This window comes from Chitinivibrionales bacterium (genome assembly GCA_035516255.1).
In the GTDB taxonomy this organism is placed as follows: Bacteria; Fibrobacterota; Chitinivibrionia; order Chitinivibrionales; family FEN-1185; genus FEN-1185.
In genome coordinates this window covers 64,484-78,861 of record DATJAL010000049.1, presented here as the reverse complement: position 1 = coordinate 78,861, position 14,378 = coordinate 64,484, and the positions used below count along the sequence as shown (strand labels likewise).

Genomic DNA, 14,378 nt, shown 5'->3' with positions numbered 1-14,378 from the left:
GCGGACGGAATGACGAAGGTGGGACACGATACATGACGAGAACCTTTGTGATACTCATGGTTTTACTGTCAACCTGCTTTTCTGAAACCTTCCTTGAACAGCAGAAAAAAGCGCCCAGGTTCGTTCACGCCGAAAAGGACAAAAAATATTTTGTCCAGGAATTGTTCCAGTCAAAAGGGCTAACCTTTCCGAACGTCGAAGTGTTCATCCGCGTCTTCAAAAACGAAGAAAACCTGGAATTGTGGGCCAGAAAAGTGAACGCCGGAAAATTCATCCTGATGCGGACCTATAAAATATGCAGCAATTCCGGGAATCTGGGGCCCAAGAGAAAACAGGGCGACGGCCAGGTCCCCGAGGGGTGCTATTACATTGACAAATTCAATCCCTGCAGCAATTTTTATCTTTCCCTGGGATTGAATTATCCCAACGAGTCGGACAGAATTCTTGGCGGCAAGGAAAATCTCGGCGGTGACATTTTTATCCACGGTGATTGCGTCACCATCGGGTGCATTCCGCTCACGAACTATTACATAGAGGAATTGTATTTGATCTGCGTATATGCGAAAAACAACGGACAGTTAAAATACCGGTCCATATTTTTCCGATAACAATGGACAAAGTGGGGATGAGCACGTTGAAGGAATATTTTAAAGACCCGAAACTTATTTCTTTTTGGGAAAATTTACAGCAGGTGTATGAGAAGTTTGAGACGACGCATGAGGTGGCGAATTATGCCATTGATAAAAAAGGAGATTACGTTGTAAAATAATTTGACAGGACTGAAGGATGTTCTCGCCGTCGATTTGATATCGGAAATCAGATTCTATCCTGCCTCCTGAAATATTCACCCTTCAATAATTGATAAAAACTATTTTTAAAATACTTATTTTTAACCCGCCATGCCGAGATAGCTCAGTTGGTAGAGCAACGGTTTCGTAAACCGTAGGTCCCCGGTTCGAGTCCGGGTCTCGGCTTTTTAATTCTCCATACCTGCCATTTTTCCCTCACTCGATAAAACAGATTGACATGAGATTTTGTCAACTTTAGGGAGGCGGGAACGCGGCGAGGAGGCTGACAAAAAGAGAAAGTAAAAAAGTCTTTCATGCCTCCTGTCAATCTTCTATTTTGAAATGGAAAGGGGGGGTATGCCAAATCTGTTCCTCAGCCGGTACCCTGCGCCGCCGATACCCGTTCCCAAAACGAGCAAAGCCTCCATCGGCCGGTCCGCCCATAACGCCATAGTGCTTTCCGAACCCCGCGTGAGCCGGTTCCACGCGCAGATTGAATGGCAGAAGGCAAAGAGCCGTTTTGTTCTTACCGACCTCGGCAGCGCAAACGGCACGTATATCAACGGAAAGAAAATAAAGATGCGCGAGCCCCAGCCGTTGAGCGAGCGGGACAAAGTCCGCATCGCCTCCACGGTTTTTACGGTGAGGTTCGTGGATGATCCGAACGCAATCGTGGATGAATACGAAGACCTGATGCAGCAGTCCTCGCGTGAGATGACGGAAATCATCGGCCCCTCCAGAATGGCCAGCCTTCCGCAGCAGCCGTCATTTTCCGGCGACCTCGAGCACCTGTGCGCCATCGAGCTCTTCCAGATACTCGAGACGGGCGAAAAAACCGGCCTGCTCACCATAAAGACCGCAGCCGGCGACGGCTGCTACACCATCCTGAAGGGAAAAGTCCTCACCGCGCAATTCAAGAACCTCCTCGGCGAAAACGCGGTGTACGAAATCCTGAAATGCCAGCGGGGATCCTTTGAATTCGTGCCGGAACTGGGCGACATCACCAACCCGCAAATCGAGCTCGCCACGTCGGTGCTCATCATGGAAGGGTGCCGGCTGCTGGATGAGGCGACGGGAAAGGCGCCCAAAGGCGCTGTCAAGCGGTTGTAATTATCAAGCGAGAATTCTCACGTAATGGCCAAAAACGAGCCTTTCGGGAAAACGGTGATGCATGATTCTGACGAGGGATGTGATACGGGAAAGACTGCGGACCGGAGAGCTGAGAATAAACCCTTTTAATCCTCGTTCCGTCGGCCCAGCATCCATTGACCTTTCTTTGGACAAACAAATACGGGTATTTAACGGCCGCCCCGTGTCGATAATTGACGAATTGACCAATTATAAATCGATCACGCGGCTGGTTGACATTACCAAAGGGTATATTCTAAAGCCCGGGGTGCTGGTGCTTGGCATTACTAAAGAGACCGTGACGTTGCCGGGCAATATCTGCGGCTGGATAAACTCCCGGTCGCGGTTCGCCCGAATCGGTTTGATGAGCCATATCGCCGCCCCTTTCATCAGCCCGGGAGTTTCAAACAAACAGGTCTTGGAGATTTTCAATGCGGGGATCCATCCGATCAATCTGGTCCCGGGAGTTAAAATATGCCATCTGGTGCTGCAGGAATGCAAAGGCTCCGCGATTTACAAGGGAAAATTCAGGAAGCAAACCTTGTGATGCATTTTTGATTTGGTAACCCATCCATAACAATCTCGACTTTATTTCTTGCAATTTCTCTTTGAAAACCGGAATTTTCCGATGTATTTTCCTACTATATATGGTATCAAGCACGGTATAATAATACCATATACGGAAATCCAAAGCATTATCCGGTGAAGTGATATTCCATCATTTCAAGGAGAAAAAATCCCATGAAATGCCCCTACTGCGGACACGAAGAAGACAAGGTGGTGGATTCGCGCTCGAGCAAGGAGGGACAGGCGGTGCGGCGCCGCAGGGAATGCCTGAAATGCGAGAAGCGCTACACGACCTACGAATACATCGAGACGGTGCCCCTCACCATCGTCAAGAACGACCAGCGCCGGGAGCCGTACGACCGCCAGAAACTGATGAACGGCATTTTATCGGCGTGCAACAAGCGGCCCATCAGCACCGAGAAGATCGAGGCGATTGTTGACAGGATAGAAAACCAGATTCAGAAGCTCTCGAAGACCGAGATCCCCAGCAAGGAGATAGGCGGCCTCGTGATGAGCGAGCTGTACCAGCTCGACGACGTGGCCTACGTGCGGTTTGCGTCGGTGTACCGCAAATTCAAGGACAAGGGCGAGTTTATCACCGAGGTGAAGGAGCTTGCGGCAAAGGGCGACACGCCGCACACACGGGAAAGAAGCAGGTAACGTGTAAGCGGGGCCGGATGGTAGGTCTCGTTACTCTGAGCGGATCACACTGCCCGACGGATTTGTTTCGTCGAAAAAGTCTTCCTTGAAGTAGAAGAACCCCTGATCGTCGTCGGAATAATATTCGGATGCCTCTTCGGAGAAAAATGACTTGAGAGCGGAATCCTGGTCCTGGCTTTCGATGATGCGGTGCTTGAGCGTGCTCACCTTTGACGGCGCGATGAACGCGATGGAAAATTTCGGCATACTGATAAAAACCTCCAGCCCTTTCATTGATTGAGATTTACTCGTATACTGAGAATTATATAAAAATAGGTTGTGAAACTATGCAAGAGAATAAAAATAGCATAATAATTTTGACCCGGACGGTCCATATTGCTAAATACGAAGACGAAAAATACTGCGGGGAAACGGAAAAACCGCTAAAGCCTGACCGCAGTTTTCGATGGGCTTTTTTTATGCTGGTTTCTCTGGCGTGGGGGATTGCGCTGCCTGCCACGCCGGCAAAGAACGAAAAGGCGTTTGATTCGGCCAATGCGACTCGGGCGCTTCCCGCAAAAAACCCTGCACAGGCAAAACTTGAGGCGCTCCTTCTTGCCAATAAATACCCGTTGGCGAACGTGGCGGTGGTGGTAAAGGACCTGGACAGGGATTCGCTTCTGATTTCCCTGAATGCGGATTCCATGTTTAACCCGGCGTCCTGTTCCAAGCTGCTCACCGCGGCGATGGCGTTTGACAGGCTCGGTACCAATTACACCTTCAACACCGCGGCATATGCTGGATCGCCCATTCCCGCGGATTCAGGGATATGCCGTGGAAATTTTTACCTTAAAGGCTCGGGCGATCCGTATTTCGTTGTTGAACGGATGTGGCTGTTTGTCCAACACCTGGTCTGCGTTGGACTTAAAACGATCGAGGGAGACATCGTGGTGGACGGATCGTTTTTCGATTCTTTGTCAATAGGCCCCGGGTTTGACGAGGACGATTCCAGTCATCCGTATGTTGCGCCGGTGAACGCGGCGAGCGCGAATTTCAACTGCGTAAGCATCTGGATGAGGCCGGGCCGCTTCGTTGGCGCTCCGGTGCTCGTTGACGTGCTCCCCAAGGCGGCAACGGTGAAGGTGGCGGTTTCCGCACTCACCATCGCAGCGGGCAGGCCTTCCACCTGCGGCGCCGCAACAAAAAGAGACGGCAGTAGAACCCTGGTCACCGTTTCCGGCGGCCTACCCCTTGACGCGGGCCTTTTGGTCCAGTATAAAAAAGTCTGGCAGACATGGGAATACACCGGCGCAATGCTTGAGCGGCTTTTCAGCGATAATAAAATTGTATTAAAAGGCAAGGTGAAAACCGGAGTCGTTCCGGATTCGCTCCTGGCGCGCCAGCCTTTTTATGCGTTCCCCTCGGTGCCGCTTTACGAAGCAATAAACAGCATGATGAAAGTGTCGAACAACTACATGGCCGAAATGATCTTCAAGACCCTTTCGGCAGAGGCGGATTCAGCGCCCGGCTCGTGGGAAAAGGCCGCCGCGCTCGCGCTTTCGTGGTGGAAGGAGAAAAAGCTCCCCGGTGTGCCGAAAGTCAAGAACGGCTCCGGCATGGGCGACAGCAACCGGATGAGCGGCCGGCAGATGGTGGAGCTCCTGGCGCATGTGTGGGGACAGAAATCATACCTGCCCGAATACCTGTATTCGCTGCCGTCGGCCGGCGTGGATGGAACGCTCAAGTCGCGCTTCAAAAACTGTCGGCTCAAGGGAATCGTGCGCGCCAAAACCGGCACCCTCAACGACTACGGCGTGAGCACGATCGCGGGATATGCCCTGTATCAGGACAGGACCGTGGCGTTCGCCGTCATGTTCAACAACTGCATGAACCGGAAGCAGATGGGACATTGGGAAATGCAGGAGAAGATTCTGGAAATGGTGCTGCCGGAAAAATAAAACGGTTGACCATTGCGGTCGCAGGGTTGCCAGACCTGATTTTCAGCCCATCCCCTCATAAATTATTGATTCCACCTCAATAAAATTGATTACTGGACGAAATGCTGTGACTGGCTTAAATTATTTTTATTTATGGGAACAATAATGAGGGTGTTAAAGTCCAATAATCTTGAATAAAAGGGAATAAAAAATATATGGTCAACGGAATGTTCACTGACCGCGTCAAAAAAGTCATGCAGATCGCGCGCGAAGAGGCGATCCGCTTGGGAAACGATTATGTGGGCACGGAGCACCTGCTGCTCGGCCTTATCAAGGAAGGCGACGGCGTCGCCGTCGCGGTGCTGCGCAGCATGAGTGTTGATCTCGACGAGCTCGCCGCGAACATCGAAAAGGCGATCACGTCGTCGGGCGGCATGATGACCATCGGCCAGATGCTGCCGTTTACTCCCCGCGCCAAAAAAGTGCTCGAGATGGCGACCAACGAAGCGCGCTCCATGTCGCACAAGTACGTGGGCACCGAACACCTGCTTCTCGCGCTCATGAAGGACACCGAGTCGACCGCGTCGAACGCGCTGGCATCGGCGAGCCTGGAATACGACAGGGTCAAGGAGGAGATAAGCCGGGTGCTGCGCGGCGGCGAGAGCGTGGGCGCGCAGAAGGACAAGAGCAAGACCCCGTTCCTTGACCATTTCGGCAGAGACCTCACGGGCCTTGCGCGGGAGGGAAAGCTCGACCCGGTGATCGGCAGGGAAAAGGAGATCGAGCGCGTGGTGCAGATCCTGAGCCGGCGCAAGAAGAACAACCCCGTGCTCATCGGCGAGCCCGGGATCGGCAAGACCGCCATCGTTGAGGGACTCGCCCAGAAGATCGTGGAGAAGAACATACCGCAGGTGCTCGAGAGCAAGCGCGTGGTCAACCTTGACATGGCCTCCATTGTGGCGGGAACGAAATACCGCGGCCAGTTCGAGGAGCGGCTCAAGGCCCTCATGGTCGAGCTGCAGAAAAACGAGAACATCATCATCTTCATCGACGAGCTCCACACGATCGTGGGCGCGGGCGGATCCGAGGGCAGCCTCGACGCCTCCAACATCTTCAAGCCCGCGCTTTCGCGCGGCGAGATCCAGTGCGTGGGAGCCACCACGCTTGACGAATACAGAAAGTACATCGAGAAGGACGGCGCGCTCGCACGGCGTTTCCAGACCATCATGGTGGACCCGCCCAGCACCGCGGAGACGGTACAGATCCTCAAGGGGCTGCGGCACAAATACGAGGATCACCACAAGGTGACCTACACCGACAAGGCCATCGAGGAGGCGGTCAAGCTTTCGGAACGGTACATCTCCGACCGGTTCCACCCGGACAAGGCCATCGACGTGATTGACGAGGCAGGCGCCCGCAAGAGGCTCTCGAGCATGGAGATTCCGCCTGAGATCCGCCAGATGGAGCTCGAGATCAACGAGGTGATCAAGGAAAAGGAGAAGGCCGTCGAGCACCAGGAGTTTGAAAAGGCGGTGATCTGGCGCGACAAGCAGGAGCACCTCAAGGAGACGCTGATCGAGAAAAAGGCGCTCTGGCGCAAGTCGAAGTCGGAGGAACGGCTCCTTGTTGACGAGCCGACCATCATCGAGGTGATTTCCACCATGACCGGCATTCCGCTGTCGCGGCTCGAAGAGGAGGAGTCCAAGAAGCTGCTCCACCTCGAGGACGAGCTGCGCAAGCGCGTGATAGGCCAGGATCCCGCCCTCGAGGCGGTGGCTAAGAGCATCCGGCGCTCGCGCGCCGGTCTGCACAACGCACGCCGGCCCATCGCGTCGTTCATCTTCCTGGGACCCACGGGCGTGGGCAAGACCGAGCTCGCAAAGGCGCTCGCCGAGAACCTGTTCAACAGCGAGGACGCGCTCGTGCGAATTGATATGTCGGAATACATGGAGAAGTTCGCGGTGTCGCGGCTCGTGGGCGCGCCGCCCGGCTACGTGGGCTACGAGGAGGGCGGCCAGCTCTCCGAGAAGATCCGCAAGAAGCCGTATTCGGTGATTTTGCTTGACGAAATAGAAAAAGCGCACCCGGACGTGTTCAACATCCTGCTGCAGATCCTCGACGACGGCCTGCTCACCGACTCGTACGGCCGGCATGTCAATTTCAAGAATACGATCATCATCATGACGAGCAACGCCGGCACGCGCGACGTGCGCAAGATGGGCGCGGTCGGGTTCGGCAAGACTTCCGAGGTGTCGGACTACGAGGCCATGAAGTCGAAGGTGATGGATGAGCTCAAGCGCATCTTCAACCCCGAGTTCCTCAACCGCGTCGACGACACCATCGTGTTCAATCCACTTGGCAAAGAGGAAATCGCGAAGATCGTTGACATCCAGCTTGCCGAGGTGCAGGAAAAACTCAACGAGCGCAACGTCATGCTCAAGGTGAGCGACGCCGCCAAGGGCTACATCCTCGAGCACGGGTTCGACCCGATCCTGGGCGCCCGCCCCATGCGGCGCTGCATCCAGCGGCTCGTTGAGGACCGGCTGGCCGAGGAGTTCCTCAACAGCAGGTTCGCCGACGGCGACACCATCGGCGTCGAGGCCGGGAACGGCCAGCTCGAGTTCACCAAGGTTTCCTCCAGCCATGAAACCCCGTAGATGGGTCATTGTCGTATGCCTCTGCGTCCTCATTGCCGTTACGGCATTGTTTCAGGGCGTCAGGTACCTTGAAAAGCACAAAAACATCGAGCGGCTGCTGGTGCAGCAGCTGTCGGCGTCCACCGGCGGCCAGTTCTCGGTGGGACGCGTAAGGTTGGGCTTCTTCTCGGTGTATCTCCAGGACGTGAGGGCATCCCTTTCGACGAATTCCTACAACGCAAGCGTCCGCGACATCAAGATAGCATTTTCTTTGTGGAAGCTCATCGTGACGCGCCTCAACTTCGGGGCAAGCATCAGCAAGATCATCCTTATCTCACCGACGCTCACCATCCGTCTGTCGCAGAGTCCCGCCGTTGCGCCAAGGCCGCCGGACTCGCTGCTTCCCGCAGCCGCGCCGCCCCCGCCGGCCGGGGGGGCGAAGATTCTGCCCGCCTTTAAAAACTTTCCCGTGCAATATCTGCTGGTGCGCCGCGGGACCGTGACGCTGCTGACGCGCGGCGGGGCAGTGGTCGTGGGCGACGAGCTTGCCGGACGCGTGTGGGACGAACCGGCGGCGGTGATGGCGGAGCTGCGGGGAACCGTGGCCTCCAATAAAAGAAACCTGTTTTTATCGGCCGCGTTTTCGAAGACGGGGGAGCGGCACCGGGTGTCCCTGCGTCTTGACAAAGCGCAAATCAGCAGGCCCTTCAGCGCGGGCGGTGCAACCGTGACCGCCGGCGTCATCGACGGCGTGTTCGAGCTTACGTTCCCGGATTCGGTGAACGCGCGGTCCATCGAATCCAACGGATGGCTCCGGATTTCGCGGGGCAAATGCACGGTAAAGGGACTTGTTACCCCCATCACCGCGATAGGATTTTTTGCCTCGGTCTCAAACACACGGGTGAGGCTTGATTCCCTGCAAGGCGAGCTGAAAGGCGCGCAGTTGTCGGCAAAAGGCTCATGGGACTTTGCGGAATATGACAGCAGCGAAAATTATCTCACCATCCATGCCGCAGGCATAAGGCCCGATGCGCTCACCATGCTTCCCGCACCGGTGCGTAAAAACCTGACGGAAACCGGATGGGCCGAAGTGAAGCTGGGAAAACGGGAAAACGTCGCGCAGTACTGGTTTTCCTGTTCGGCGGGCGGGGTGAGTGTGTGGGGCATGCCCGTGACGTCGCTTGCCTGCTGCGGCCGCTTCGATGCGTCACAGGCAACCGTGGATACGCTGAACCTTTACGGAGGCTCCTGTAAGGCGTCGGCGACCGGCCTTGTCAATTACGAAAAGAAACCCGTCGCCTATACGGTGACCTTCAATGCCGGATGCGATTCGCTCCCGGGGGTGCCCGCCGTGCGCGGCAGGATTATACTGCAGGGCAACGCGCGCGGGCTGGGTCAATCGTACTATGTTGACGCGATGCTTGGGGCTCGCTCGCTTTCGTACAATGGGATCCCGCTCGGCGGGCCGCAAATCCGCCTCACCACCACCAATGGAAAAGGCCTGGCGTTTTCTTCACTCAAGGGAAGCAGCGGGTATTTTTCCATTTCCGGGCTTGTCGACAGCCTGGGAGGCGCACGGCCGCTGGCCGCCTTCACGATAACACTGGGCTCCCGTCTGCTGCGCGAGGCACTCGCAAGGGCGCAGCCGGGACTCGCCGCAGCGATTGACTCGGCGTGGGCCGTGCTGTGGTTCAGGGGCACGGCGAGTTCGTTTTCAGCCCGGGCGCAGGCGGGGATCGCGGCGGCCCCGCGCCGCGGCCTTCCCCGCATCGGCGGCGGGCTTGAGATCAAACTTGACAAAACAGAAAAAGAAAGCGCGGCGCGGTGGCAGCTTGCGCAGCGCGATTTTTCGGTTGGCGACAGCGTGGTACCCGTGTGGGGCTGCGGCATGTTGAGCGGCGATTCGCTTCGCATTGATTCGATGGCCGTTCTCGGGAGCATTCGGACAAGCGGCGAGATGCGGTTCGGCAAGGCGGGAGGCATCTACGTGGTCGCGCGCTACCGCGACGTTTCGCTGGCGGCGCTCAACCGGCTTCTCTTCGGAAAACGGCTGCCGGTTACCGCGGGAGCGCTTTCCGGGTTCACGCAGATTTCCGGACCGCCCGACCGGCTGCGCACCGATTCGGAGCTCCACCTGCGCGGGGGAGCAATGTCGGCGCTCTCCGCGATCGAGACGGACATGGTTCTGCAGACGAGAGACTCCGTTTTCACCGTGCTGCCGTTGGTGATCCGGCAGCACGGCGTCGCGCTGGTGACGGTGGACACGGTGACGAACAGAAACGGGCTCCATTTTTCGGGCACCCTGCAGGACATCGACGCGGCCTCGTTCCTCGCGTCCCTGCTGCCCGAGGATTTCGCGAAGGATAACCACGAAATCAAAGGCACGATCAGGGGCGGCTTCGCCTCGTCGAACGCGGGCCGGGCCGCCGAGGTGCGGATTGCCGCCGACCGGCTGTCGCTGGACGGCTGGCACCTTGACAAAATACAAGCTTCGTTCGCCGTCGACGGCTGCGGCATCGCGGTGCATTCATTCTCCGCGCATGATTCGCTGCGCACGACGCTGTCCGCGGGCGGCACGGTGCCGTGGACGGTGCTTTCCAATGAGGAAAACGATTCCGACACGCTCGACGTGCATTTCATGCTGAGCGGCGACCTCTTGGCCTCGCTCGAGCACAACGCCGGCATCCCGCTGGCCCTTCCCATCGCCGGACACGGCCAGGGCACGGTTGAACTTGCGCTCGGCGGAACGCCGGGCAACGTGCGGGTGATCAAAGCGGCGGCGGAGATCCCCCACGGCATTCTGCGCGTGAAACCATTTGTGCCCGACGACATCAAGGATTTCTCCCTGCATATGGCAATAGAGAAGGCCGCGGGCGCTGATTCCGCGTCGTCGGATGACCAGGGCTCCGGCACGGAAGCGACAATGATCACCACGCTGCTTAAAGGGACCATTGCACGGCGGCCGGTGGAAATCCGTTCGACGCACACGATCCCCGGCGGGTTCGAGCCGCTGGTGCTCGGGCCCCTCGATTTCGGCGCCCTTCTCGTGACAACGCCCAAGCGGGGCGTCGACATCCATGTGCCGGGGCTCCAGGCGATAGGTGCTCCCGCCGACGTCGAATTCGCGGCCAAGGCGCCCTTTCCCGCTTTCGCTCTTTCGGGCCCCGTCGACCACCTGTGCATCACGGGCACGTGGATACTCCGCACCTGCGACCTCACTTTCCCGATTCTTGACAACGTGGAAACCCGCGTGAAGTTTGACCCGTTCCCTTATATCAATTGGAACCTTGACCTGCGGGTCGGCAACCGCAACGTGATGTATTATTTCGACACCGGCCGTAAACGGAACCTGATGCGGCTTACCGAGTTGTACTTCGACCCCGTGTCGGAGTTGTCCATGCGGGGACGCGTTCTCGATAACACGTTCCGGCTCTTTAAATCCCTCCGCTCGAGCAAGGGGTGGGTGTTTTTCGGCAGGACGTTCGACCGGAACGTGGACATCGGCCTGGATTTCGTGCCCGAGCTCCTGCCGGGACGGCAGGGGTACAACAACCTCCCGATCATCTGGGGAAGCGCGGAGGCCATGTCGGACACCAGCAGGTTCGAGCGCGTCAAGATCACGCTTCTCACGCGCGACTCCGTGACCGGCGCATGGTCGGAGCACGGCAGGCTTTACGACATCCATTTCCGCGTCGGCTCGAGCATCGAGCAGATCCCGGGCGAATCGGAAAAGCAGTTCGTTTCCGACGAGGGCAAGAAGTACGGGTCGATCGAAGGCGCCGGCGAGTTCGTGGGGACGCTCGGCGAGCAGTACCTGCACCGCATTCTGCTCCAGAACCTCGAGCGCCGCCTCGCAAAGACGCTGGGACTCGACGTGATTACCGTTGAAACGTCCATTGCGTCAAATTATTTTAATAACCTCTATACCCGTCAATTCGAGATCAGCAGATGGGATTACCTGACATTTGCTAATGTCGGCATCACCCTGGGACGCTATATCCTGTACGACAAGGTCTTCCTCAAGTGGCGGACGGAGCTCGTGCCTGTTGATACGCTCTTGCGGCCGGAATACCAATTCGGGTTCGAGTTCCAGCCCATGCAGTACCTCCTCATGGATGTCAATTACGGGGTTCATATGGGAGACAACAAGGCTCTGGAAGGCAATCCACAGGTGTACCTGTTGCTGCAGCTGCCCATAAAAGACGTAAGGAAACTTTTTTCTTTTTAGGAAACACATGACCCGCGCTTCCCGCATCATCCTGATGGTCGCCCTCGCCGCCGCGCTGGCGAACGCGAAGGTCCTCGACACGCTCGCGATCGAAGGCCTCCAATGGCAGCAGCCCTCCACCGTGAGGAACAGCATCGCCCTGCGCGAGCACGAGGAGTTCACCGCCCAGGACATCCAGCAGGCGATCAAAAGCCTCTACAAGCTCGGCTATTTCAAGACCGTTGACTTTTATGTGACAAAGGAGAGCGATTCCTCGGCATCGCTGCGGTGCGTTGTTGCCGAGAACTCAACGGTGGAGGTCATTGAATTTTCCGGAAACAAGGTGCTCAAGCAGAAGGACTTCGAGGAAAAGATGACCATGAAAAAGAACATGATGGGCACCGACGCGCTCGTGTTCGACAATGTGCAGATCATAAAGAAGCTGTACGCCCAGAAGGGATATCTGCTCGTGGACGTCAAGCCCGAGGTCATGCCCACCAAAATTCCGGGTAATATCCTGGTCAAATTCAAAATCAACGACGGCCCCAAGGTGGTGCTCAAGAAGATCTACTTCCGGGGCAACACCGCGTTCAAGGAAGGCAAGCTGAAGTGGAACTTCAAGACCAAAGAGCGCACCTTTTTCTGGGGCGGTGATTTCGACGAAGAGCAGTATAAAAACAATCTCGACACGCTCGTCCTCTTCTACAATGACCAGGGATATATTGACGCGCGCGTGGTACGGGACAGCATGTGGTACGGCGTCAACAAAAAAGACCTCTTTCTCATGGTTGAGCTATCGGAGGGCAAGAAATACCTCACCGGCGATTTTTATTTTACCGGCAACAAGGTGATCGAAACGTCGACGCTCACGAGCACCATTCTCATGAAGAAAGGCAAGCCGTTCCAGAAAAGTAAGTTCGAGGAGACCAAGGAGTTCGTGGTCAATTCCTACCGCGAAGAGGGCTACCTGTGGGTGCAGGTGCGCGACCGGCAGAATTTCCGCGGCGACACCGTCGACGTCACCTTCGACATTACCGAGGGCAAGCCCGCGATCGTCCGGAAGATCGACATCACCGGGAACCTCAAGACCAAGGAGAAGGTGATCCGACGCGAGATGGCCATCATGCCGGGCCAGAAATACAAGCAATCGCTCATGATGCGCAGCGTGCGCAACATTTACCAGCTCAACTTTTTCAGCAACGTGAAGCCCGACCTGCATCCGAACGATGACGGCACCGTGGACCTCGAGTTCGCCATTCAGGAAAAGGACAACATCGGCCAGCTCTCGCTCGGTGCCTCCTATTCGCAGGCCGACGGCTTCATGGGCACCTTCACCACCTCCATCCCGAACTTCCGCGGCGAGGGCCAGAAGCTCGACCTTAACCTTGACATAGGGCAAAACCGCCAGGACGTGTCGGTCGGGTTCATGGAGCCGTGGGCCTTCAACACGCCCACGTCGTTGTACGGCAGCATTATCTTTCAGAAAAGCAACTACTACATGGAGCAGACCGAATACGGGTTTTCGGGCTCCGCGTCGCGCAGGCTCAAGTGGCCCGACGATTACTTCAGTGCGTCGGTGGGTTACGATCTTTTATGGAAAGAGGAAACCGACACGCAGACCACCATTTATCCGGCAAGCCGCGCCCGGCTGGCGCCGCGGGGACTGCTCAGCAAGCTGGCGTTCTCGTTGTGGCGCGACGACACCGACATGCCCAAGTTCCCTAACGAGGGATCGCGTTTCACCCTGACCCCCGAGATCGCGGGCGTGGGCGGAAATTACCAGTACCTTAAGACCGCGGTAAGCTACGACTGGTATTTTCCCCTGTTCTGGAAATTTGTCTTAAACACCAAGACGAAATTCGGGCTTATCAGCCCGCTGCCGGGGACCGATACGATACGATTGACGCGCTATGACGCGTTTCGGGTGGGCGGAGGCTGGATCACGGACGGCATCGTCCGGGGGTATGACGACATGTCCATATCGGGATACTCCACACCCAATACCGGCATTTCGATGCTGACGCTGTCGGCGGAACTGCGCTTCCCCGTGATCGAGCAGATGCTTTATCTCTCGGCCTTCGGCGACATGGGGAACGGGTGGGAGAACCTTTCCGAGGTGAGTCTCACCGACCTGTATCCGGGCGCCGGAGTCGGCGTCAGGATCGATGTTCCGATGCTCGGCCTGCTGGGGTTTGACCTTGGATACGGTTTTAGGGCACCCCCGCCGAACCAGTTCCAGCATTTCGGGGGCAAGCCCAACGGGTGGAAATTCGGGTTCCAATTGGGAAAGGGATACTAAAAAGGTTCAGAGGTTCAAGGGTTCGGCGTTCAGAGGTTAATAGAAAAGGATGCAAATAAAGCGGTTTGAGGATATCGAGGCATGGCAATTGGCAAGGGAGCTCACTAAGAAAGTATATTCCTTGACAAAAGAACCGTATTTTCCCGCGATCTTGGCCTGAAAGGACAAATTCAGGAC

9 protein-coding genes and 1 tRNA gene are annotated in these 14,378 nt (G+C 56.5%); 9 read left to right on the top strand and 1 reads right to left on the bottom strand.

Annotated elements, in window-relative coordinates; all coding sequences use genetic code 11:
• Positions 1-32: 32 nt before the first annotated feature.
• The 5 genes from VLX68_14485 to nrdR all read left to right on the top strand — a co-directional run bounded on the left by VLX68_14485 (position 33) and on the right by nrdR (position 3,143).
• Positions 33-608, top strand: coding sequence for a L,D-transpeptidase family protein (locus VLX68_14485; protein HUI93451.1), 576 nt, complete (start codon positions 33-35; stop codon positions 606-608).
• Between the two features lie 293 nt (positions 609-901).
• Positions 902-974, top strand: a tRNA-Thr gene (locus VLX68_14480).
• 171 nt (positions 975-1,145) lie between these two features.
• Complete coding sequence (locus VLX68_14475) at positions 1,146-1,898, top strand: FHA domain-containing protein (protein ID HUI93450.1); 753 nt, start codon at positions 1,146-1,148, stop codon at positions 1,896-1,898.
• Between the two features lie 61 nt (positions 1,899-1,959).
• A complete protein-coding gene (dcd, locus tag VLX68_14470; protein HUI93449.1) occupies positions 1,960-2,463 on the top strand; it encodes a dCTP deaminase in 504 nt (167 codons plus the stop codon).
• Between the two features lie 194 nt (positions 2,464-2,657).
• Positions 2,658-3,143, top strand: coding sequence for a transcriptional regulator NrdR (nrdR, locus tag VLX68_14465; GenBank protein HUI93448.1), 486 nt, complete (start codon positions 2,658-2,660; stop codon positions 3,141-3,143).
• 30 nt (positions 3,144-3,173) lie between these two features.
• On the opposite strand, the gene VLX68_14460 is transcribed toward nrdR, so the two are convergent.
• A complete protein-coding gene (locus VLX68_14460) occupies positions 3,174-3,389 on the bottom strand; it encodes a hypothetical protein (protein ID HUI93447.1) in 216 nt (71 codons plus the stop codon).
• Between the two features lie 212 nt (positions 3,390-3,601).
• On the opposite strand from VLX68_14460, the gene dacB reads away from it, so the two are divergent.
• The 4 genes from dacB to bamA all read left to right on the top strand — a co-directional run bounded on the left by dacB (position 3,602) and on the right by bamA (position 14,201).
• Positions 3,602-5,080 (top strand): D-alanyl-D-alanine carboxypeptidase/D-alanyl-D-alanine-endopeptidase, encoded by a 1,479-nt coding sequence (dacB, locus tag VLX68_14455; GenBank protein ID HUI93446.1) that lies wholly within the window; start codon positions 3,602-3,604, stop codon positions 5,078-5,080.
• 194 nt (positions 5,081-5,274) lie between these two features.
• Positions 5,275-7,716, top strand: a complete 2,442-nt coding sequence (locus VLX68_14450) for an ATP-dependent Clp protease ATP-binding subunit (protein ID HUI93445.1) — start codon at positions 5,275-5,277, stop codon at positions 7,714-7,716.
• A complete protein-coding gene (locus VLX68_14445; GenBank protein ID HUI93444.1) occupies positions 7,703-11,923 on the top strand; it encodes a hypothetical protein in 4,221 nt (1,406 codons plus the stop codon). The genes VLX68_14450 and VLX68_14445 overlap by 14 nt, the downstream gene beginning before the upstream one ends.
• 7 nt (positions 11,924-11,930) lie before the next feature.
• Positions 11,931-14,201, top strand: coding sequence for an outer membrane protein assembly factor BamA (gene bamA / locus VLX68_14440; GenBank protein ID HUI93443.1), 2,271 nt, complete (start codon positions 11,931-11,933; stop codon positions 14,199-14,201).
• Positions 14,202-14,378 lie beyond the last annotated feature (177 nt).